17 protein-coding genes are annotated in these 20,700 nt (G+C 72.7%); 8 read left to right on the forward strand and 9 right to left on the reverse strand.

The annotated features are described in order from the left end of the window. Positions 1–22: 22 nt before the first annotated feature. Positions 23–1,183 carry an acyl-CoA dehydrogenase family protein gene (locus HT134_RS14895; protein ID WP_175600918.1) on the reverse strand — a complete coding sequence of 387 codons (1,161 nt, stop codon included), beginning with the start codon at positions 1,181–1,183 and terminating at the stop codon, positions 23–25. A 74-nt stretch (positions 1,184–1,257) separates the two neighbouring features. Between HT134_RS14895 and HT134_RS14900 the strand changes: the two genes are divergently transcribed. From HT134_RS14900 to HT134_RS14910, 3 genes are read left to right on the forward strand one after another with little or no spacing between them, the layout of a single operon-like run. Then, on the forward strand, positions 1,258–2,703 hold the full coding sequence (locus HT134_RS14900; protein ID WP_217707822.1) for an aldehyde dehydrogenase family protein: 1,446 nt from the start codon (positions 1,258–1,260) through the stop codon (positions 2,701–2,703). Beyond that, positions 2,700–3,827, forward strand: a complete 1,128-nt coding sequence (locus tag HT134_RS14905) for a CaiB/BaiF CoA transferase family protein (RefSeq protein ID WP_175600920.1) — start codon at positions 2,700–2,702, stop codon at positions 3,825–3,827. Before HT134_RS14900 ends, HT134_RS14905 begins: the two co-directional genes overlap by 4 nt. Continuing rightward, positions 3,824–4,528, forward strand: coding sequence for a GntR family transcriptional regulator (locus HT134_RS14910; RefSeq protein WP_175600921.1), 705 nt, complete (start codon positions 3,824–3,826; stop codon positions 4,526–4,528). Before HT134_RS14905 ends, HT134_RS14910 begins: the two co-directional genes overlap by 4 nt. 6 nt (positions 4,529–4,534) lie before the next feature. Here HT134_RS14910 and HT134_RS14915 read toward each other — a convergent pair whose 3' ends face one another. Next, positions 4,535–5,428 (reverse strand): serine/threonine-protein kinase, encoded by an 894-nt coding sequence (locus HT134_RS14915; RefSeq protein ID WP_175600922.1) that lies wholly within the window; start codon positions 5,426–5,428, stop codon positions 4,535–4,537. A 38-nt stretch (positions 5,429–5,466) separates the two neighbouring features. Next, a complete protein-coding gene (locus HT134_RS45600; RefSeq protein WP_246364391.1) occupies positions 5,467–7,524 on the reverse strand; it encodes an N-6 DNA methylase in 2,058 nt (685 codons plus the stop codon). Positions 7,525–7,599: 75 nt separating this feature from the next. Between HT134_RS45600 and HT134_RS14930 the strand changes: the two genes are divergently transcribed. After that, positions 7,600–8,370, forward strand: a complete 771-nt coding sequence (locus tag HT134_RS14930) for a PP2C family protein-serine/threonine phosphatase (protein ID WP_175600923.1) — start codon at positions 7,600–7,602, stop codon at positions 8,368–8,370. A 174-nt stretch (positions 8,371–8,544) separates the two neighbouring features. Then, a complete protein-coding gene (locus HT134_RS14935; protein ID WP_312888142.1) occupies positions 8,545–9,405 on the forward strand; it encodes a CHAP domain-containing protein in 861 nt (286 codons plus the stop codon). Between the two features lie 59 nt (positions 9,406–9,464). Here the strand turns inward: HT134_RS14935 and HT134_RS14940 are convergent, their stop codons facing one another. Beyond that, positions 9,465–10,517, reverse strand: coding sequence for a glucose 1-dehydrogenase (locus HT134_RS14940; RefSeq protein ID WP_175600925.1), 1,053 nt, complete (start codon positions 10,515–10,517; stop codon positions 9,465–9,467). 86 nt (positions 10,518–10,603) lie between these two features. On the opposite strand from HT134_RS14940, the gene icmF reads away from it, so the two are divergent. Then, on the forward strand, positions 10,604–13,879 hold the full coding sequence (icmF, locus tag HT134_RS14945) for a fused isobutyryl-CoA mutase/GTPase IcmF (RefSeq protein WP_175600926.1): 3,276 nt from the start codon (positions 10,604–10,606) through the stop codon (positions 13,877–13,879). A gap of 83 nt (positions 13,880–13,962) precedes the next feature. Continuing rightward, complete coding sequence (tpx, locus tag HT134_RS14950; protein ID WP_175600927.1) at positions 13,963–14,463, forward strand: thiol peroxidase; 501 nt, start codon at positions 13,963–13,965, stop codon at positions 14,461–14,463. 36 nt (positions 14,464–14,499) lie between these two features. Here the strand turns inward: tpx and HT134_RS14955 are convergent, their stop codons facing one another. After that, positions 14,500–15,303 carry an SAM-dependent methyltransferase gene (locus tag HT134_RS14955; RefSeq protein WP_175600928.1) on the reverse strand — a complete coding sequence of 268 codons (804 nt, stop codon included), beginning with the start codon at positions 15,301–15,303 and terminating at the stop codon, positions 14,500–14,502. A 164-nt stretch (positions 15,304–15,467) separates the two neighbouring features. Between HT134_RS14955 and HT134_RS14960 the strand changes: the two genes are divergently transcribed. Then, positions 15,468–16,247 carry a helical backbone metal receptor gene (locus HT134_RS14960; protein WP_246364392.1) on the forward strand — a complete coding sequence of 260 codons (780 nt, stop codon included), beginning with the start codon at positions 15,468–15,470 and terminating at the stop codon, positions 16,245–16,247. A gap of 56 nt (positions 16,248–16,303) precedes the next feature. Here the strand turns inward: HT134_RS14960 and HT134_RS14965 are convergent, their stop codons facing one another. Genes HT134_RS14965 through HT134_RS14980 form a run of 4 tightly spaced genes read right to left on the reverse strand, consistent with a single transcriptional unit; the run spans position 16,304 to position 20,677 of the window. Then, positions 16,304–17,497: an ROK family transcriptional regulator gene (locus tag HT134_RS14965; RefSeq protein ID WP_175600929.1), complete on the reverse strand. Its 1,194-nt coding sequence runs from the start codon at positions 17,495–17,497 to the stop codon at positions 16,304–16,306. A gap of 3 nt (positions 17,498–17,500) precedes the next feature. After that, positions 17,501–18,421 carry a carbohydrate ABC transporter permease gene (locus HT134_RS14970; protein ID WP_312888129.1) on the reverse strand — a complete coding sequence of 307 codons (921 nt, stop codon included), beginning with the start codon at positions 18,419–18,421 and terminating at the stop codon, positions 17,501–17,503. Further along, positions 18,405–19,316 (reverse strand): carbohydrate ABC transporter permease, encoded by a 912-nt coding sequence (locus HT134_RS14975; RefSeq protein WP_175600930.1) that lies wholly within the window; start codon positions 19,314–19,316, stop codon positions 18,405–18,407. The genes HT134_RS14970 and HT134_RS14975 overlap by 17 nt, the downstream gene beginning before the upstream one ends. Then, on the reverse strand, positions 19,313–20,677 hold the full coding sequence (locus HT134_RS14980) for an ABC transporter substrate-binding protein (RefSeq protein ID WP_175600931.1): 1,365 nt from the start codon (positions 20,675–20,677) through the stop codon (positions 19,313–19,315). The genes HT134_RS14975 and HT134_RS14980 overlap by 4 nt, the downstream gene beginning before the upstream one ends. Positions 20,678–20,700 lie beyond the last annotated feature (23 nt).

Genomic DNA, 20,700 nt, shown 5'->3' on the forward strand with positions numbered 1-20,700 from the left:
CCCCGTCAGCGGCGCGGCCGTTCTAGTGGAAGGCGGGCAGGCCGGTGAGCGCCTTGCCGACGACCAGCGCGTGGATCTCCGAGGTGCCCTCGTAGGTCAGCACGGACTCCAGGTTGACGGCGTGGCGGATCACCGGGTACTCCAGCGTGACGCCGCTCGCGCCGAGCAGCGTGCGGCAGGTCCGCGCGATGTCGAGGGCCTCGCGCACGTTGTTGAGCTTGCCCGCGCTCACCTGCTCGGGGGTGAGCTCGCCGCGCTCCTTCAGCCGCCCGAGGTGGACCGCCAGCAGCAGGCCCTTGCCCAGCTCCAGCGTCATGTCGGCGAGCTTGGCCTGGGTGAGCTGGTAGGAGGCGAGCGGCCGGGAGAACACCTCGCGGGTGGCGGCGTAGTCCAGCGCCGTCTCCAGGCAGTCGAGCGCGGCGCCCATCGCGCCGAAGACGATGCCGAAGCGGGCCTCGTTCAGGCAGCCCAGCGGGCCGGACAGCCCCCGCGCGCCGGGCAGCATCGCCTCGGCCGGCAGGCGCACGCCGTCCAGCACCAGCTCGCTGGTCACGCTGGCGCGCAGCGACACCTTGTGCTTGACGTCGTGCGCGGCGAAGCCGGGCGTGCCCGCCGGGACGAGGAAGCCGCGGACGCCGTCCTCGGCGCGCGCCCAGACGACCGCGACGTCGGCGATCGAGCCGTTGGTGATCCACATCTTGGTGCCGTCGAGCACCCAGTCGGAGCCGTCGCGCTTGGCCGTCGTGCGCATGCCGCCCGGGTCGGAGCCGAAGTCGGGCTCGGTGAGGCCGAAGCAGCCGATGCGCTCCCCGGCCGCCATGGCGGGCAGCCACTCCTGCTTCTGCTCCTCGCTGCCGTACTTCCAGATGGCGTACATGGCCAGCGAGCCCTGCACCGAGACCAGGCTGCGCAGCCCGGAGTCGGCGGCCTCCAGCTCCAGGCAGGCCAGGCCGTACGCGACGGCGCCGAGGCCGGCGCAGCCGTACCCGTCGAGGTGCATGCCGAGGACGCCGACCGAGCCGAGCGTGCGGGCCAGCTCGCGCGCGGGCAGCTCGCCCGCCTCGAACCAGCCGGCGACGTGCGGCCGGATCTCCCGGTCGCAGACCTGGCGGACGGCCGCGCGGATGTCGCGCTCCTCGTCGGTGAGGAGGCCGTCGAGGGCGAAGAGAGCGGAGGGGTGCATGAGCGCTCCTGTCAGCATCGGATATTGGATCCAATATTGATTATGCAATATGGCATGGATAGGGTGATTTGACCATGGAGCTCCTGCACCTCGTGAACGGCCGCTGGATCGAGGGATCCGGCGCCGAGTTCGCCGACGCCAACCCCGCGAACCCCGGCGAGATCGTCGCCCGCGGGCGCGCCGCCTCCCCCGAAGAGGTGGAGCTGGCCGTCCGCGCCGCCCGGGACGCCGCCCCGTCCTGGCGCGCCACCCCCCACCACGAGCGCGCCGCCGTCCTGTCCAGGGCCGCCGCCCTGCTCGACGCCGCCGCCGAGGAGTGGGGCCGCGAGCTGAGCCGCGAGGAGGGCAAGACGCTCCCCGAGGCCGTGGCCGAGGTGCGCGGCGCGGCCCGCATCCTGCGCTACTACGCCGGCGAGGCCGACCGCGAGAACGGCGAGATCTACGCCTCCCCGCGCCCCGGCGAGAACCTGCTCGTCATGCGCCGCCCGGTGGGCGTCGCCGGCCTCATCACGCCGTTCAACTTCCCGATCGCCATCCCGGCCTGGAAGATCGGGCCCGCGCTGACCTACGGCAACACGGTCGTGTGGAAGCCCTCCTCGCTCGTGCCGCTCCTCGCCATGCGCCTGGCGGGCGCACTCGCCGAGGCCGGCCTGCCCGGCGGCGTGCTCAACCTCGTGTACGGCGAGGCCGACGCCGGAGCGGCGATCATCGACCACCCCGGCGTGGACGTCGTCTCCTTCACCGGCTCCACCGAGGTCGGCCGGGCCGTCATCGCCCGCTGCGGCGAGCTGGCCAAGCCCGTGCAGACCGAGATGGGCGGCAAGAACGCCGCCGTCGTGCTCGCCGACGCCGACCTCGACCACGCCGCCGAGCAGGTGTGCCTCGGCGCGTTCCGGTCCACCGGGCAGAAGTGCACGGCCACCTCCCGCCTCGTGGTCGAGGAGGCCGTCGCGGCCGATCTGCTGCGCAAGGTGGCCGCCAGGGCGGGGGAACTCGTCGTCGGCGACCCGCTCCAGGACGGCGTGGAGATGGGACCGCTGGTCAGCGCCGCTGCCAGGGAGCGGGTGACCGCCGGCGTGCGGCGGGCCGTCGAGGACGGCGCCGAGCCGCTGGCGGGCGCCCGGCCGTACCGGGAAGGACGGCTGGCCGAGGGCTGGTTCACCCCGCCCACCGTGCTCGCCCTGCCCGGCACGCACCTGGACGTGTGGCGCACCGAGCTGTTCGGCCCGGTCGTCGGCGCGGTGCGCGCCTCGGGCCCGGAGGAGGCGCTGCGGCTGGCCAACCGGAGCGAGCACGGGCTGTCGGCGGCGATCTTCACCCGCGACCTCGGCGCCGCGCTGCGGGCCGTGGACGACCTCGACGTCGGCGTCCTCCACGTCAACTCCGAGTCCGCCGGCACCTTCCCCTGGGTGCCGTTCGGCGGCAGCAAGCTCAGCGGCTTCGGGCCGAGGGAGCAGGGACGGGCCGCCCGCGAGTTCTTCACCCAGACCGTCACCGTCTACCTCGGGGCGCCGGCGTGAGCGGGGCGCTGTCCGGCCTGCTCGTGGCCGACTTCAGCCGGGTGCTCGCCGGCCCGTACGCGACCATGCTCCTCGCCGACCTCGGCGCCGACGTCGTCAAGGTCGAACGGCCGGGCGGCGGCGACGACACCCGCTCGTGGGGCCCGCCGTACGCCGGGGGAGAGGCCACCTACTTCCTGGCCGTCAACCGCAACAAGCGCTCCATCGCCCTGGACCTGCGCGACCCGGCGGACGCCGAGGTGGCCCGCGCGCTCGCCGCCCGCGCCGACGTGCTCGTCGAGAACTTCCGGCCCGGCACCATGGACCGCCTCGGGCTCGGCTACGACACGCTGCGCGCGGCCAACCCGGGGCTGGTCTACTGCTCCATCACCGGCTTCGGCGAGGGCGCGGGAGCCGGGCTGCCCGGCTACGACCTCATCGCGCAGGCCGTCGGCGGGCTGATGAGCGTCACCGGTGAACCGGGCGGGCCCGGCACCAAGGCGGGCGTCGCCCTCGTGGACGTGATCACCGGGCTGCACGCCTCGCTCGGCGTGCTGGCCGCGCTCCGCCACCGCGACGCCACCGGCCAGGGGCAGCGGGTGACGGTCTCGCTGCTGTCGTCGCTGCTGTCGGCCATGACCAACCTGGCCTCCGGGTACGCCGCCGCCGGCGTGGTGCCCTCCGCCATGGGCAACCGGCACCCCAGCATCGTCCCGTACGAGGTGTTCCAGGCCGCCGACCGGCCGATCGTCATCGCGGCCGGCAACGACCGCCAGTTCCGCGCCCTGTGCGCGGCCCTCGGGCGCGACGACCTCGCGGCCGACCCGAGGTACGCCGCCAACGCCGGCCGCGTCGCGCACCGGGACGAGCTGTGCGCCGAGCTCGACCGGGCGCTGTCCGCCCGCACGGCCGACGAGTGGTTCGCCGCCCTGAGCGCCGCCGGGGTGCCCTGCGGGCCGATCAACACCATGGCCGACGCCTTCGCCCTGGCCACCGAGCTGGGCCTGAACCCGCTGGTCGGCGAGGGGCCGGCCGCCCAGGTGGCCAACCCCGTCGGCCTCAGCCGCACGCCGCCGGAGTACCGTCTCGCGCCCCCTTCGCTCGGGCAGGACGATCAGTGGGTACGTGAGATATTGGGCGAATGACCACGCCAGAAGGCCAGAGGGGTGTCGCGGCCGAGGCCGGTGGGCGGCGCAGGCCGCCCACGGCGCAGCAGTTCGTCCTGGAGGAGCTGCGGCGCGCCATCACCACCGGCAGGCTGCGTCCCGGCGACCCCATCCGGCAGGAGGCGCTGGCCGAGGAGCTCGACGTGAGCCGCGTCCCGCTGCGCGAGGCGCTCAAGACGCTGCAGGGCGAGGGCCTGGTCACCTACCAGGCCCACCGGGGCTACTTCGTCGAGCGGCTCTCCCTCGGCGACCTGCGCGAGGTCTACCTCATCCGGGAGCTCCTGGAGGCCGAGGCGGTGCGCCGGGCGGCCGGGCGGATCGGCGACGAGGCGCTGCGGGCGGCCGAGCGGGCGCAGGCGGAGGTCGAGGAGGCCGCCGCCGCGGGCGACGTGCTGGCGATGGCCGAGGCCAACCGCCGCTTCCACATGACGATCCTGGAGGCGTCCGGGCTGCCGCGCATGGTCCGGATGATCAGGACGCTGTGGGACTCCACCGACGCCTACCGCTCCGTCTACTACGGGGAGCCGGCCAACAGGGAGCGGGTCATCGAGGAGCACCGGGCCGCGCTCGACCTGCTGCGCCGCCGCGACGCCGAAGGGGCCGTGCGGGTCCTGGCCGCGCACCGCGCCCACGCCGTGACCGCCATCGAGGCCGTCCTCCCCGGCGCCCCCCAGGCGTGAAGCGTCTCACTCGCTGAGGACGCGGCCGACCATCCGGGCGTACATGCGGCCCGGACTCGGCGCCTTGGCCAGGAAGCCGGGCAGCATGGGCAGCCCCACCGCGTACGGCTCCAGCCGCTCGTACAGCTCCTCCGCCCCCGAGGGCCGGTCGTCGGGCCGCTTCTCCAGCAGCTCGGACAGCAGCGCCCCGAGCCCGGCCGGCAGGCCCGGGATGTCCGGAGGCCGCTCCTTGACCTGCTTCTCGAACACCACGTAGTCCGTCGGCCCGGTGAAGAGCTGCCGGCCGGTCAGCATCTCGTGCAGCACGCAGCCCAGCGCGTACAGGTCGCTGCGCGGCTCGGCGACGCCCCGCTGGATCTGCTCGGGCGCCATGTAGGCGGGCGTGCCGAGGATCTGGCCGATCCGGGTGAACGTCGTGACGTCGGCCTCGCGCAGCATGGCCAGGCCGAAGTCGAGCACCTTCACGCTGCCGTCGGGGCACAGCATGAGGTTGGTGGGCTTGAGGTCGCGGTGGCAGATCGCCAGGGCGTGCGCGGCCGACAGCACCGCGCACGCCTGCGCGGCGACGGCGGCGGCCCACGGAACCGGCAGCGGCCCGTGCTCGCTGAGCACGTCGGCCACGGTGACGCCCTCGATGAACTGCATGACCTGGTACAGCCGCTGCTCGTGGGTGCCGAAGTCGTAGAGCACCGGCGCGCCCGGGTGCTCCAGCCGGGCCAGGATGCGGGCCTCCCGGATGAAGCGGCGCTCCAGCTCGCCGTCCGGGCCGCCGGCCGGCAGGCGCAGCAGCTTGACCGCGACGCGGCGGTCGAGGTGGCGGTCGTGGCCCGCGTAGACGGCTCCCATGCCGCCCTGCCCGAGGGGGAAGTGCTCGAGCACATAGCGGTCGCCGATGACCATTCGCCCCTCCATGCCGCCTTTCGGGAAAAGCTACACCGTCAGGCTCCGCCGCCTGACTCCATGAGGCCATGAGCGGGCGGGTGCAGGTGGCCGTCGGCCAGCCCGTCGAGGCCCAGACGGATCAGTGTCTGCCCCAGGACGGAGGTCTCACGCAGCGCGTCCTCCAGCACCGCGAGCTGCCGGAACGCCTCGCCGTACGCGCTCTGCTCCTTGAGCGTCAGGCGCGGCAGGCGGGTGCGCCGCACGTCGAAGCGGCTGGAGCCGGTCGTCGCGCGCCCACCGGCCGCCCGCAGGAAGCCGGCCAGGAAGTCGGGGTCGAGCCGGCGCTGGTCGACCCGGTAGAGCGTCAGGTGCGGCCCCAGCACGCAGCCGCCCTCGGCCATGACCCGGACGCTGGAGTAGGAGGCCACCACGTCGCCGGGGCGCACCTGCACGAGCCCCTGCTGGGCGTTCGCCCGGCCGGAGGGCGGCGTGCCGCCGGCCAGGTCGTCGGCGGTCAGCATCGGCAGGTCGCCGCCTTCGGCGGCCATCTTGGGCGGCGCCTGGAGCACGGTGACCAGGCCCTCCTTGATGAGGTCGCCGACGGTGGTGGCGGGCTGGTCGAGCGGCTGCTCCAGCACCTTGAGGTCGGGCGGCGTCGCGGCGGCCGCGAGGAAGCGGTCGCGCGCCTCGGTGAAGGCCCGGCCGACGTCGTCGCGGCGCTGGTGGCGGGCCGGCGTCATGTCCACCTCGTCGGCCAGCAGGTCGATGATGCGCACCGTACGGTCGGAGCGGTCGTCGAGGTAGGCGCGCCAGGCCGGCTCGACGGCGGACAGGTCGGCCGTCGCGTCGAGGATGAGCACGTCGGACGGCGGGCGCTCGCCCGCGCGCGGCCGGCGCAGCAGCCACAGGTCGGAGCCGGGCAGCGCCACGACGCCGCGCAGGGCGCCGGCCCGCAGCAGGTTGGCCCGGATGCGGCGGCCCGCCTTGCGGCTCGCGGCGGCGGGCGGCATGAGGATGGCGACCAGGCCGCCCGGCCGGACATGGGTCAGGCAGTGCTGCACCCAGGCCAGCTCGGACTCGCCGCGCGGCGGCAGGCCGTACTCCCAGCGCGGGTCGCCGGTCAGCTCCTCGTAGCCCCAGGCGCGCTCGTTGAACGGCGGGTCGCACAGGACGGCGTCGGCCTTCTCCCCGGCGAAGGCGTCGTGGCGGATGGCGTCGCCGGGGACGATCCGCGCGTCGGCGCCGCGCAGCCTCAGCCGGGCCGCGGTGATGCGGGCGGAGGCGCCGTTGAGGTCCTGCCCGAGCAGGCGGGCGGCCTTGGGGGCGAGCAGCAGCGTGCCGACGCCGCACGCGGGGTCCAGGATGGTGGCCGGCGCCTCGATGAGGCCCCCGGCCCGCCCTTCGCGGTGGTCGTCCGGGAACGCGGCGAGGCCGTCCTGTCCACGGCCGTCCGTGAACGCGGCGAGGCCGCTCTCGCGACGGCCCTCGGGGGACGTGGGCAAGGCGCTCTCGCGACGGCCCTCAGGGGACGTGGGCAGGCCGACCTGGCGACGGCCCCCCGAGGACGCGCGGGCACCGGACGCGGCGAGACCGCTCGCCCGGTGCCCGTCCGACGGCGCGGTGCGGACCGGCGCGGGTCGATCGTCCGACGGGGCGGCGCCGACCAGGCGGACCATCAGCTCGGCGACGTCCTCCCGGGTCACCGACAACTGGCGCGAGTGGGCCTCCAGGTAGCGCTCGCACAGGAACTCGTACGCCGTGAGCGGCCCGTGCCGCTCGGCCAGTTCGGACACCAGCCCGGCCAGTTCGGGCTCCAGCTCGGCACTCCCGGTGGAAAGAAACTCACCCGCCTCGGCAACAAGGTCACCCAGGCGTAGATCTCCGGCGGCTTTCAAGCGCTGCCACACACGATCTCCCAGGGATACCTGGTAGGACTTCCCATAGCGCCGCAGCCACGCCTCGACCTGCCGCAGCGAGAACAGCGGCTGGTTGGCGGTTCCGCCCACGGGGCGGGGGAAGTCGTCGTGGCGGCGTCGCCAGTTGCTCACCGCGGCGCGCCCGACCCCCGCGAGCCGGGCGATGTCCCCGGCGTTCACGGTCGGGTCGTGGCTCATGCGACCACAGTAGTTCACAAGAGTCTTCAGCGCATCTGCTTGTGAAGTCTTTCAACCAATGATTTACTGCTAGGTATGAAGCACAACATCCGCTATGCCGCCGGATCAGATGTGGGGCGCCGCAGGGAGCAGAACGAGGATTCCGGCTACGCGAGCGGCCGGCTGCTCGTGGTGGCTGACGGGATGGGCGGCCACGCGGCCGGCGAGCTCGCGAGCTCGGCGGCGATCGCCGTCATGCGCGAGCTGGATGCCACGCTTCCGGAGACCGGCGCCGACCTGGAGGCCGCCCTGGAGGGCGCCGTGCACGAGGCGGCGCGCCGGCTGGTCGAGCTGGCGGAGATCGACCCGGCGCGCAGGGGCATGGGGACCACGGTGACCGCCATGCTCTGGGACGGTTACCGGTTCGCCCTGGCTCATCTCGGTGACTCCCGCGGATACCTGCTTCGCGATGGTGCTCTTTACCAGATGACCAAGGATCACACACTTGTGCAGTCGATGGTGGACGAAGGGCGGATAACGGAGGATCAGGCCGCCGTTCATCCCCGGCGTTCCATGGTGCTGCGCGTGCTCGGCAGCGAGGGGCGGGCCGAGCCCGACATGGCGCTGCGCGAGGCCGAGCCCGACGACCGCTACCTGCTGTGCTCCGACGGGCTCACGGCCGTGCTCGGTCCCGAGATGCTGCACGAGGTGCTCACCACGCATCCCGACCCGGCGATGGCCACGCAGCGCCTCATCGACCTGGCCAACGAGGGCGGCTCGCCGGACAACGTGACCGTGATCGTCGCCGACGTGGTGGCGCCCGGCACGGGCGACGACCAGGTGTGGCGCGTGGGCGCCGGGGCCTAGCCGCGTCACTTCCGTCACGGAGGTCCTTTTCCTTCTCAGAGCTCGCCACTTTCGCGGTGCGCGGCCCGCGCTCGCCGCGCGGCGATTACCGTACATCGTGATCGTCCGGATTTTCTGGGAGGAGTCGCGCTGGACCCCATCGCGGAAGCTCTGCTGAAACAGGTCCGTAAGGAGATCGGCTACCGGGAGAAGGGCGGCCAGCAGACCAAGTTCGGCCACTGGTACGCCGAGCGCGTCCAGGACGCCCAGTACCGGGACGCGCCCTGGTGCGACATGTTCATCGCCTGGGCGGCGGACCGGGCCGGCCTCACGGACTACGTCGGCAGCTTCGCCTGGACGCCGTCCCACGCCGCCTGGTTCATCAAGCAGGGCGCCTGGTCGGCCAAGCCGGAGCCGGGAGCGCTGGTCTTCTTCGACTGGAAGGGCGGCAAGAGCTACCAGGGCATCGACCACGTCGGCATCGTCGAGAGCGTCTCCGGCGGCAAGATCCACACCATCGAGGCGAACGTCGACCGCGTCTGGCTCAAGCGCAAGGTCCGCGAGACCGACAAGGTCGTCGGGTACGGCCTGCCGCGCTTGGTCAAGGCCAACGCCACGCTGAGCGAGATCCGCTCCACCGAGCGGCCGTTCGCGCCGGCGCTGCGGGAGCGGGAGCCCCAGGGGTCGGTGTTCGACGTGCTGGGCACGCCCCACGCGCTGCTCGCCGTCATGGTGCTGACGACGATCGTCCTCTCCTTACGCTTCGCCGGACGCCGCCGCGGCACCCGTCGCCGCCTCGCCTGGCCCTGGAGCGCGCCATCGCGCCGCGACCACGGCCTGTCCTGGACCGACGCCGACCCCGCCTGGCCGGACCCCGACCCCGCCTGGACCGACCCGGACCCCGCCTGGACCGACGCCCACCCCGCCTGGTCCGGCCCCGATCCCGCCGGGGACGGCCGCGAGCGCGACACCGGCAGCCGGCGGGTTCCCGTGGTCATCGGCGGGCCTCCCGGCGACCAGCCGCCGGCCTCCCGCCGCCGCCCGTACGAGCGGTAGGACCGTAGGAGCCGTACGAGCGGTACGAGCCGAGACACTGACGCGAGCCGGTCCGCCGGTCAGTCGCCGAGCTCGATGACCAGCTTGACGTCGTCGCCCGGCTTGTCGAACGCCTCCAGCGCCCGCTCCAGCGGCAGCCGCCTGGTGATCAGCCGTTCCAGCCAGGCGCAGTCGGCCGCCGCCAGCGCCTCGCCCGCGGCGCGGAAATGCCGCAGGTTGGCGTTGACCGAGCCGAACACCACGTCGTTCTCCAGCACCATGTCCCGGTTGATGCGCCCCACGTCCGCGTCCAGCACCTTGCCGGCGGGCGACACGCCGGTCAGGCACACGATGCCGGCCGAGCCGCTGGCCACCATCGAGTCGAGGACCATCGTGCCCGCCCCCGTGGCCTCGACGACGATGTCCGGGCGCAGGCCGCGCACCGGCTCCAGGGAGTCGCCGGAGTGGAAGGCCGCGCCGAGCGAGCGCACCAGGTCCGGCTTGAGCCCTTCGGTGGCGCGGTCGACGACGTGGACCTCCAGCCCGCGCTGCGTGGCGAGCAGGGCGGCCAGCAGCCCGATCGGCCCGGCGCCGACGACGAGCGCCGTGCGCGGCTCGAACCAGGACCGCGCCCCGATCCGCTCGATGTGCTCCCACGCCTTGGCCACGACCGAGGTCGGCTCCATCAGCATCCCCACCCGCTCCAGGCGGGGGTCGATGCGCACGGCGTAGTCCTCCTCCACGGTCCACAGCTCGCTGCCGTAGCCGTCGAGCGCCTTGATGCCGCGCTCGGTGTAGCGGCCGTTGCGGCACATGTCGAACTCGCCGCGGGCGCAGGCCGGGCACGGCACCGGGTCGGGCCGGCGCACCACGCCCACGACGAGGTCGCCGGGGGAGAAGGCGGACCCCTCCGGCGCCCGGAGCACGCGGCCGAGCGACTCGTGGCCGAGGATCATGCTGTCCTTCTCGCCCCGCCAGAAGCCGTACTCACCGGAGGCCAGCTCCCGGTCCGTGCCGCAGATGCCCAGGGCCAGGCCCTCGACGAGCAGCTCGCCGGGGCCGGGCTCGGGGTCGGGTACGTCCTCGACACAGAGCGACCCGCGGGTGTCCGGCCGCAAGGTGAGTGCGCGCATGACCGACCTCTACCCGGCAGGCGACAGGAAATAGTAGGACGTCCTAGTATCTTGAGGGTAGGCCGCTCAAAGAGGAGTGATCAGGCGTGCACGTACCGGTCCATCCCGTCCGCTTCGTGACGGCAGCCGCGCTGTTCGACGGCCATGACGCCGCGATCAACATCATGCGCCGCATCCTCCAGTCCCAGGGCGCCGAGGTCGTCCACCTGGGGCACAACCGGTCGGTGGACGAGATCGTGACCGCCGCCATCCAGGAGGACGTCCAGGGCGTCGCGGTCAGCTCCTACCAGGGCGGCCACGTCGAGTTCTTCACCTACCTGGTCGATCTGCTGCGCGAGCGCGGCGCGGGGCACGTCAAGGTGTACGGCGGTGGCGGCGGCGTCATCGTGCCGGAGGAGATCGAGCTGCTGCACTCCCGGGGCGTCAGCCGGATCTTCTCGCCCGAGGACGGCCAGCGCCTCGGCCTGCCCGGGATGATCAACAAGCTGGTCGAGGAGTGCGACGTCGAGCTGGGCGACCCGCCCTCGGCGGAGGCCGTGGTCTCGGGCGACCAGGCCGCGCTGGCCCGGGCGATCACCCTGATCGAGTCCGGCCGCGCACCGGCCGAGCTGCTCGACCGGCTGCGCGCCGTCGGCGGCTCACGCGCCGGCGGCGAACCGGCCGCTGGCGACGCCGAGGTGCTCGGCGGCCCGCGCGCCCCCGTGCTCGGCATCACGGGCACCGGCGGCTCCGGCAAGTCCTCGCTCACCGACGAGCTGGTCCGGCGCCTGCGCGTGGACAACGACGACAAGCTGCGCATCGCCGTCATCGCCATCGACCCCACCCGCCGGCGCGGGGGCGGCGCGCTGCTCGGCGACCGCATCCGCATGAACAGCCTCGGCCCGCAGACCTACTTCCGCTCGCTGGCCACCCGGGGCGCGCCCAACGAGGTGCCCGCCTGCCTCGACGACGTGGTCGCGGCCTGCCGCGCCGCCGGCTACGACCTGGTGATCGTGGAGACCCCCGGCATCGGCCAGGGCGACGCCGGGATCGTGCCGCACGTGGACGTGCCGATCTACGTCATGACCCCGGAGTTCGGCGCGGCCTCCCAGCTGGAGAAGATCGACATGCTCGACTTCGCCGAGGCCGTGGTGATCAACAAGTACGAGCGGCGCGGGGCCGAGGACGCCCTGCGCGACGTGCGCCGGCAGCTCGTGCGCAACCGGGAGGCGTTCGGCGTCTCGCCCGACGACATGCCGGTGTTCGGCACGATCGCCGCCCGCTACAACGACGCGGGGGTGACGGCCCTCTACCAGCACCTCAAGGCGGTGCTCGTGGAGAAGGGGCTGCCCGCCGGGCCGGGGCTGCTGGCGCCGGTGCGCGGCCGTACCTCCGAGGCGTCCGAGGCGATCGTCCCGCCCGCGCGGGTGCGGTACCTGGCGGAGATCGCCGAGACCGTCCGCGCCTACCACGCCGAGACCCTCGCCCAGGCGGAGGCGGCCCGCCGCCGCCAGCAGGTCGCCGCCGTGCGCGCGCTCCTGAAGCGCGACGGCGGGGGCGAAGGGGGCGAGGAGCGGCTGGCCGGCCTGGAGGAGCGGGCCGAGCGCGAGCTGTCGGAGGAGAGCCGGGCGCTGCTCGACTCCTGGCCCGCCACGCGCGAGCAGTACACCGCCGACGAGCTGGTGGTCCGCGTGCGCGACCGGGAGATCCACACGCCGCTGTGGCGCGAGACGCTGTCCGGCAACCGCATCCCCCGGGTGGCGCTGCCCCGCTACAGCGACCACGGCGACCTGCTGCGGTTCCTGCGCTCGGAGAACCTGCCGGGCCGCTTCCCCTTCACCGCCGGCGTGTTCCCGTTCAAGCGCGACGACGAGGACCCCACCCGGATGTTCGCGGGGGAGGGCGACCCGTTCCGCACCAACCGGCGCTTCAAGCTGCTCTCGGAGGGCCAGCCGGCGACGCGGCTGTCCACCGCGTTCGACTCGGTCACGCTGTACGGCCACGACCCCGACCTCCGCCCCGACATCTACGGAAAGGTCGGTACTTCGGGGGTGTCGATCGCCACGCTCGACGACATGAAGGCCCTCTACGACGGCTTCGACCTGGCGGCGCCCAACACGTCCGTGTCGATGACCATCAACGGGCCGGCGCCCACCATCCTGGCCTTCTACCTCAACGCGGCCGTCGACCAGGCCCTCGACCGGTTCCGGACCGAGCAGGGGCGCGAGCCGTCCGAGGCGGAGGCGCGCGACCTGCGCGCCCGCACGCTGGCCACGGTCAGGGGCACGGTCCAGGCCGACATCCTCAAGGAGGACCAGGGGCAGAACACCTGCATCTTCTCCACCGAGTTCTCGCTGCGGATGATGGCCGACATCCAGGAGTGGTTCATCGCCAACGGCGTGCGCAACTTCTACTCGGTGTCGATCTCCGGCTACCACATCGCCGAGGCCGGGGCCAACCCGATCAGCCAGCTCGCCTTCACGCTGGCCAACGGCTTCACCTACGTCGAGGCGTACCTCGCGCGCGGCATGGACATCGACGACTTCGCGCCCAACCTGTCGTTCTTCTTCTCCAATGGCATGGACCCCGAGTACAGCGTGCTCGGGCGGGTGGCCCGGCGCGTCTGGGCGGTCGCGATGCGCGAGCGGTACGGCGCCGCGGAGCGCTCGCAGAAGCTCAAGTACCACATCCAGACCTCGGGCCGGTCGCTGCACGCCCAGGAGATGGACTTCAACGACATCCGCACCACGCTGCAGGCGCTGATCGCGATCTACGACAACTGCAACAGCCTGCACACCAACGCCTTCGACGAGGCGGTCACCACCCCGTCGGCCGACTCGGTGCGCCGGGCCATGGCCATCCAGCTCATCATCAACCGCGAGTGGGGCCTGGCCCGCAACGAGAACCCGTTGCAGGGCTCGTTCATCATCGAGGAGCTGACGGACCTGGTCGAGGAGGCCGTGCTCAGCGAGTTCGAGCGGCTGTCGGACCGGGGCGGCGTGCTGGGCGCCATGGAGACGGGCTACCAGCGCGGGCGCATCCAGGACGAGTCGATGCTGTACGAGATGCGCAAGCACGACGGTTCGCTGCCGATCATCGGCGTCAACACCTTCCGCAACCCGCGCGGCGACGAGCCGCACGAGCGGAAGCTGGAGCTGGCCCGGGGCACCGAGGAGGAGAAGCGCTCGCAGCTCGACCGGCTCGGCGCCTTCCACGAGCGGCACCGCGCCGAGGCGCCCGCCGCGCTGGCCCGGCTGCGCGAGGCGGCCATGTCCCGCTCGAACGCCTTCGAGGTGCTGATGGACGCGGCGCGCGTGTGCTCGCTCGGCGAGATCACCGAGGCCCTGTTCGAGGCCGGGGGTCAGTACCGGCGCAACGTGTGAGACACCCCGGGCTGCCCCGGTGGCACCGCTCGGCCCGCCGATAGGATCGCCACCGGGGACCACAGCTAACAGGAGGTTTTCTCATGTCCGAGATCTCGTTCAAGGGCAACCCGGTCACGGTGGGCGGCACGTTCCCGCAGCCGGGTGCCGAGGCGCCCACGTTCAGCCTGGTGGGCAAGGACCTGAGCGACGTCACGCTGGCGTCGTTCGGCTCCTCGGTCAAGGTGCTCAACATCTTCCCGAGCGTCGACACCGGTGTGTGCGCCGCCTCGGTACGCCGCTTCAACCAGGTCGCCGCCGAGCACCCGGAGGCCGTGGTGCTCTGCGTGTCGGCCGACCTGCCGTTCGCGCAGCAGCGCTTCTGCGGCGCCGAGGGGCTCGACAACGTGGTCATGCTGTCGCTCATGCGGGGCCGTGAGTTCCTGACCGAGTACGGCGTCGCGCAGGAGTCGGGGCCGCTGGCCGGGCTCGCCGCCCGCGCGGTGGTCGTGCTCGACGGCGACAACAAGGTGATCCACTCCGAGCTGGTCCCGGAGATCACCCAGGAGCCCGACTACGACGCCGCCCTCGCCGCGCTGAAGTAACCGGTCGACGGGGCCCGCCGGCGCGGGCCCCGTCGGCTAGCTCCTGCGGCCGATCCCGCAGACGATGAGCGACGACTGCGGGTCCTCGGCGAAGTCGATCATGTCGGTGTCGTCCGGCCGCCACTGCGGCAGCCACACCAGGCCCGGCTCGATGAGGTCGAACCCGTCGAACAGCTCCCTGACGCGCTCGCGGCTGCGCAGGGTCAGCGGCGAGGTCGCGCTCCGGTAGACCTCGACGCCCTTGTCCACGGCGTCGGGCCGGGCGTCGCTGGTGCCGTGCGACATGACCAGGTAGCTGCCGGGGGCCATCACCTCGCGCAGCGTCCCGATGATCTCCTCGGGGCCCTCCGCCTCGGACACGAAGTGCATCACCGCGACGAGCAGCACGGCGACGGGCTTGCTGAAGTCGAGCAGCCCCGTCACGTCGGGGTTCTTCAGGATGCCGACGGGGTCGCGCACGTCGCCCTCGACGACGACGGTGTTGGCGTCGTCGGCCAGCAGCGCGCGGGCGTGCACGAGCACGACGGGGTCCCGGTCCACGTAGACCACGCGCGCCCCTGGCGCGGCCTCTCGGGCGACCTCGTGCACGTTGCCCTGGGTGGGGAGTCCCGTGCCGATGTCGAGGAACTGCGTCACCCCGCTCCGGGCCAGGAAGCGGACGGCCCTCCCCAGGAACGCCCGGTTGGCCCGCGCGGCGAGACGCACCTCGGGCGCGACGGCGAGGATCTTCTCGGCGGCCTTACGGTCGGCCGGGAAGTGGTCCTTGCCCCCGAGGTAGTAGTCGTACAGCCGGGCGACGTTGGGCGTGTTGGGGTCGAAGCCCAGCGGTTCTCGCTCCAACCGGAGATCCCCCGATCAAGAAGTAATGATCTTTATGGGGGATTCTACGGATTCGTTATGGAGCTTGTGGAGGACCTGCGCACATTCGGCCCAGAATTCACGGTATTTCACTCATTTTCGGTCAGGGCTCAGGCGACCCGAACCGGGCAGGATGGGGTCGTGGCATGGAGACGGCGATGACGGAGGCGGGCGTGCGCGACGACACCGGGGCGGCCGTGCGGGTGCCCGCGACCGTGACCAGAATCGTCTCCCTCGTGCCGTCGCTCACCGAGTCCGTGGCGGCCACCGTGCCGGACGCGCTGGTCGGCGCCACCGACTGGTGCTCGCACCCCGCCGGCCTGGACGTCACGCGCGTGCGCGGCACCAAGAACCCCGACCTCGACGCGATCAGGAGCCTGCGCCCCGACGTGGTGCTGGCCAACGCCGAGGAGAACCGCGAGCCCGACCTCGCCGCCCTGCGCGAGGCCGGCCTGGCCGTCTGGGTCACCCGGATCGAGACCCTGGACCAGGCGTTCGCCTCCCTGGAACGGATGTTCGCGCAGGCGTGCCGCACGGAGCCGCCCGCGTGGCTGGCCGAGGCGCGCGAGGTCTGGCGCGAGCCGCAGGAGGGGCCGCGGCGCACCGCGGTCGTCCCCATCTGGCGGCGGCCGTGGATGGTGGTGGGACGCGACACGTTCACCGGCGACGTGCTGCGCCGGCTCGGCGTGGACAACCTGTACGCGGGGCACGCCGAGCGCTACCCCAAGGTGCCGCTCGCCGAGCTGACCGCCCGGGCGCCCGACCTGGTCGTGCTGCCCGACGAGCCGTACGCCTTCCACGCCGGCGACGGGCCCGAATGCTTCCCGGGGCTGCGGTGCGCGCTGGTCAGCGGGCGCGACCTGACCTGGTACGGCCCCTCCCTCGTGACGGCCCGCGCCCGCCTGACCCGCGCCCTGGCGCCCTGAGGGCTTCCTGGCGACCTGAGGGGGCCCGCGCCCTGGCGAGCTGAGGCGACCCGCGCTCAGGCGCCGGTGCCGGAGCGGCCGGCGGGGGCAGCCGGGGCGGCCGGGGCGGCTTGGGCTGCCAGGGCGGCGTCCACGGCCCCGGGACTGAGCACGTGCTCCATGACGATCACCGCCGTGCCCACGATCCCGGCCCGCCGCCCCAGCGTGCTGGTCACGATCCGCAGGTTGCGCGTCGTGTACGGCAGGCTGCGCCGGTAGACGCTCTCCCGGATGCCGGTCAGGTAGTGCTCCCCGGTCTCGGCCATGTCACCGGCCAGCACCAGGACGCCCGGGTTGAGCAGGCTCACCGCGGTCGCCAGCAGGACGCCGAGCGTGCGGCCCGCCTCCTGGGCGTGGGCGATGGCGGCCGGGTCGCCGGCCTGGACGAGGCGCACCACGTCGCGGCTGGTCTCCACCCCGAGGTCGGTGGCCAAGGCGTGGCCGCTGGCCAGCGAGGCGACGCAGCCGCGCGAGCCGCACGTGCAGACCCGGCCGTCGCTCTCGCGCAGCCGTACGTGGCCGAGGTTGCCCGCGGCGTCCTCGGCGCCCCGGTAGACGGAGCCGTCCAGCACCACGCCGGTGCCGATGCCGGTGGAGACCTTGACGAGCAGCAGCGCCCGGGTGCGCCGCCACGACGACCACCACTCGCCGAGTGCCATCGCGTTGGCGTCGTTCTCCACGAGCACCGGCACGCCGAACGCCGAGCTGAGGCTCGCGCCGATCGGATGGTCGTCCCAGCCGGGCATGACGAACGAGCGCAGCAGCCGCCCGGTGTCGTGGTCCACCGAGCCGGGCAGGTCCACGCCGATGCCGCACACCCGCTCGGCCGGCATGCCCGTCCGGTCGAGCAGCCGCTGGAACGCCTGCCGCACCCAGGTGAGGACGGCGTCGGGCCCGCGGTCGATGCGCATCTCGGTGTGCTCCTCGGCCAGCGGCCGGGCGGCGAGGTCGGTCAGCGCGACGTGGGCGTGCCCGGCGCCGAGGTCGGCCACGAGCACCAGGCGCTTGCCCGCGTCGAGGTCCAGCACCGAGGGCGGGCGGCCGCCCCCGGAGCTGGCCACGCCGGACTCGTGGATGTAGCCGGCCTCGATCAGCCGGTCCACCCGGTCGGTGATCGTGGAGCGGGACAGTCCGGTGTACTCGATGAGTTCCTTGCGGGTGCGGCAGGAGCCATCACGGATGAGCTGGAGGATGTGCCCTGCCGTCAGCATCGTCTACCCCTTCTCAGCTCCCGCCGTGAGACCCTCGGTGAGCAGGCGCTCACTGGCGAAGAACACGATCACGATGGGCAGCGTCAGGACCACCGACCCGGCCATGAGCACCGTGGTCGGGATCTCGATGCTGCCCGCGAGCTGGGAGAGTCCCAGGGAGACCGTCCAGCTCTCCCGCCTCTCGACGAGGAAGAGCAGGGCGAACAGGAACTCGTTCCAGGCGATCATGAACACGTAGAGGCCGGTCGCCATGAGCGCGGGTTTCGACAGCGGCAGCACGACCCGCCAGATGGTCGACAGGCGCGTGCAGCCGTCGATGGCGGCCGCCTCCTCCACGCTACGCGGCACGGTCTCGAAGTAGTTGCGGAGCATGTATACCGTGACCGGCACGGTCTGCGCGATGTAAACGAGGATGAGCCCGAACAGCGACCCGCGCAGCCCCATCATCGTGAACAGCACGAAGAGCGGGATGGCCAGCACGATCGCCGGGAAGAGGTAGACGGCCAGGAACAGGAAGTGGACCTGCCGGTGCCCGAAGAAGCGCAGCCGGGCCACCGCGTACGCGCCGGGGATGGAGATCAGCAGCGTCACCGCCACGGACGCCACGGCCACGATCGCGCTGTTGCGCATGAACGTCAGGAATCCCTGCCGGGTCAGCACGTCGGCGTAGGTGTCGAGGGTGAGCCGGCGCGGCCACAGGGAGCCGGGGTCGAGGATGAGCTCCTGGATGTCGCGCACCGACAGCATGACCATGTAGAGGAACGGGAACGCGGTGACGGCGACGAACACGGCGATCACCAGCGGCTTGAGCACGCGCAGCGCGGCCCGCTCCACCCGGTCCCTGCTCATCGGCCGCCCGCGGCGCGCGCTCGCGGGCCGCTCGCCCCCGCCAGCGGCCAGCGCCGGCTCAGCGGTTCTGCTCACGTTCGCCTCCCGCGAAGAACCTGAGGTAGAGGGCCAGGAAGACGACCAGCACGACGGCGAGGACGATCGCCTGCGCCGCCGCGGCGCCGATGTCGTCGCGCGAGGTCAGGAAGTTGTAGACGCGCACGCTGACCACCTCGGTCCCGGCCCCGCCGCCGGTCAGCAGGTACACGTCGTCGAACTTGGTGAAGGTGAACACGAAGCGCAGCACGGCCAGCAGCGCGACGATCCGCCAGAGCTGCGGCATGATCACGTACCGGAAGCGCTGGGTGGGCGTCGCCCCGTCCACCACGGCCGCCTCCTCCAGGTCGGCGGGCAGCGCCTGGAGCCGGGCCAGGATGAACAGGAACGCGAACGGGAAGTACCGCCACGCCTCGAACGCGATGACCGTCAGCAGCGCCACCGGCACCTCCACCCCGAGGAAGGTGCCCTTGGCCTGGCTGAGGAAGGCGATCGGCTGGCTGAGCCAGGTGTTCACGATGCCGTACTGGGGGTTCAGCATCGTCTCCCACAGGAAGGCGACGGCCACGACCGGCGCCACGTACGGGATGAGGATGGAGGCCCGCACCAGCGTGCGCCCCTTGAAGCGGTCACGCAGCGCCAGCGCGGCGACCAGCCCGACCGCGATGGACAGCGCGGTGCCGGCCACGGTGTAGACGAGCGTGTTGACCAGCGCCGGCCAGAAGCCCGGCTCGGAGAGCACGTACCGGAAGTTCTCCAGCGTGTAGCCGCCGAACAGGCCCTTGCTGCGGATGTTGATGAGCCGCACGTCCTGGAAGGCCAGCATGACGGCCCACAGGAGCGGCAGGACGACCACGACCAGGGTGATGACCAGGGTGGGCGAGATCAGCGCCAGCCCGGCCCGCCCCTCCTGCTTCTGTAGGGTCAGGCTCACTGGCGGATCCCGCGCTTGATGGTCTCGACGTCCTTCTTGGCCTGGGCGGCGGCCTGCTCGGGCGTCAGTGAGCCGTCCACGACCTGGCTGAGCGCCTTCGGCACCGGCAGCTCACCCATCGTGGCGCCCACCAGCTTGCCCTGGCCCTGCGTGATGCCCCAGCGGGCGAAGCTGTCGGGGCCGGCGCGCAGCGCGTCCAGGACGGACGCCGGGTAGACGTCGGCCAGCGGCTTCTTGGTGTCGACGCCGGCGGGCAGCTTGTTCCAGGCGGCGGCGTAGCTCTTGCGGGTGGGGAACTTGCCCTCGGGCGCCATCCCGATCCACCGCTCGTAGCCCTCGTTCATGGCGTACGCGACGAACTTGGCGGCCGAGTCCTTGGCCGCGTCGCGGGTGACCACCCACGAGACGATCTCCCCGTACTGCGCGGGAGCGCTGCCGTCCGGGCCCTTCAACGCCGTGACGACGCCCGTGTTCTTCGCCAGCCACCCCGGGTCGTCCTTGCACTGCGGGCAGCTCGGCAGCGCGTCCTTGCGCAGCCCCGCCAGCTCGTCGAGGATGAACGACGACCAGATGACCATGGCGGCCTTGCCGGAGAAGTAGGTGGCGCGGGTCGAGTCGACGTCCTGCTTGCCCTTGACCGAGTAGTTCCTGACCAGCCCGGCGTAGAAGCCGAACGCCTTCACGCACTGCGGCGAGTCGAGCGTGACGTTGCCGGAGGCGTCCACGAGCTGGCAGCCGTTGGCCAGGGCCACGTGCTCGAAGCTCTGGGCGGTGAAGGAGTCCTTGGGCGCGATGGCCAGCGTGATGCCGGCGACGCCGCCGGTGTTGAGCTTGCGCGCCGCCGCCTCCAGCGCCTCGTACGTGTCGGGCGGCGCCAGGCCCGCCTTGTCGAACAGGTCCTTGCGGTAGAGGACGAGCTGGGCCCAGCCGTCGCTGGGCACGGCCAGCAGCTTCCCGCCCGAGCTGTCGAGGTCGAGCGCGCGCCGCGAGAACGAGTCGCGGCCGAGCTGGTCGACGACCTTGGCCGGGGTCTCGGTGTCGAGCAGGTCGTCGGCCTCCAGCTCGCGCACCGACGACAGCGGGAGGGCCCCGATGACGTCGGGCAGCTTGCCGGCGGCCGCGGCCGAGGTGACGATCTGGCTGAACTGGTCCTCGGCCACTCCGACCAGCTTCACCTTGATCCCGGTCTTCTTGGTGAAGTCGGCGGCGATCCGCTGCTGCACGGCCATCCGGTCGGGGAGGTTCTCCTCGGTCCAGACGGTGATCTCGTTGGCCGCCCTCTCGTTCCCGCCGCCGCACGCGGTCAGCGTGGCCGCGGCCATCAGGGTGACACAGAGGACGGCGGTGGTGCTTTTCGGCATGGCGCGCTCCTCGTTCACGGGGA

The sequence above is a fragment of the Nonomuraea rhodomycinica genome (assembly GCF_013363995.1).
Taxonomy (GTDB): Bacteria; Actinomycetota; Actinomycetes; order Streptosporangiales; family Streptosporangiaceae; genus Nonomuraea; species Nonomuraea rhodomycinica.

What these genes read in the sequence shown, in the direction of transcription:
- HT134_RS14940 (WP_175600925.1), bottom strand. Translation starts at nt 10,517, where the DNA reads ATGCGCGCACTCACCTTGCGGCCGGACACCCGCGGGTCGCTCTGTGTC.
- HT134_RS14960 (WP_246364392.1), top strand. Translation starts at nt 15,468, where the DNA reads ATGGAGACGGCGATGACGGAGGCGGGCGTGCGCGACGACACCGGGGCG.
- HT134_RS14930 (WP_175600923.1), top strand. Translation starts at nt 7,600, where the DNA reads ATGAAGCACAACATCCGCTATGCCGCCGGATCAGATGTGGGGCGCCGC.
- HT134_RS45600 (WP_246364391.1), bottom strand. Translation starts at nt 7,524, where the DNA reads ATGAGCCACGACCCGACCGTGAACGCCGGGGACATCGCCCGGCTCGCG.
- HT134_RS14895 (WP_175600918.1), bottom strand. Translation starts at nt 1,183, where the DNA reads ATGCACCCCTCCGCTCTCTTCGCCCTCGACGGCCTCCTCACCGACGAG.
- HT134_RS14915 (WP_175600922.1), bottom strand. Translation starts at nt 5,428, where the DNA reads ATGGTCATCGGCGACCGCTATGTGCTCGAGCACTTCCCCCTCGGGCAG.
- HT134_RS14980 (WP_175600931.1), bottom strand. Translation starts at nt 20,677, where the DNA reads ATGCCGAAAAGCACCACCGCCGTCCTCTGTGTCACCCTGATGGCCGCG.
- HT134_RS14900 (WP_217707822.1), top strand. Translation starts at nt 1,258, where the DNA reads ATGGAGCTCCTGCACCTCGTGAACGGCCGCTGGATCGAGGGATCCGGC.
- tpx (WP_175600927.1), top strand. Translation starts at nt 13,963, where the DNA reads ATGTCCGAGATCTCGTTCAAGGGCAACCCGGTCACGGTGGGCGGCACG.
- HT134_RS14910 (WP_175600921.1), top strand. Translation starts at nt 3,824, where the DNA reads ATGACCACGCCAGAAGGCCAGAGGGGTGTCGCGGCCGAGGCCGGTGGG.
- HT134_RS14965 (WP_175600929.1), bottom strand. Translation starts at nt 17,497, where the DNA reads ATGCTGACGGCAGGGCACATCCTCCAGCTCATCCGTGATGGCTCCTGC.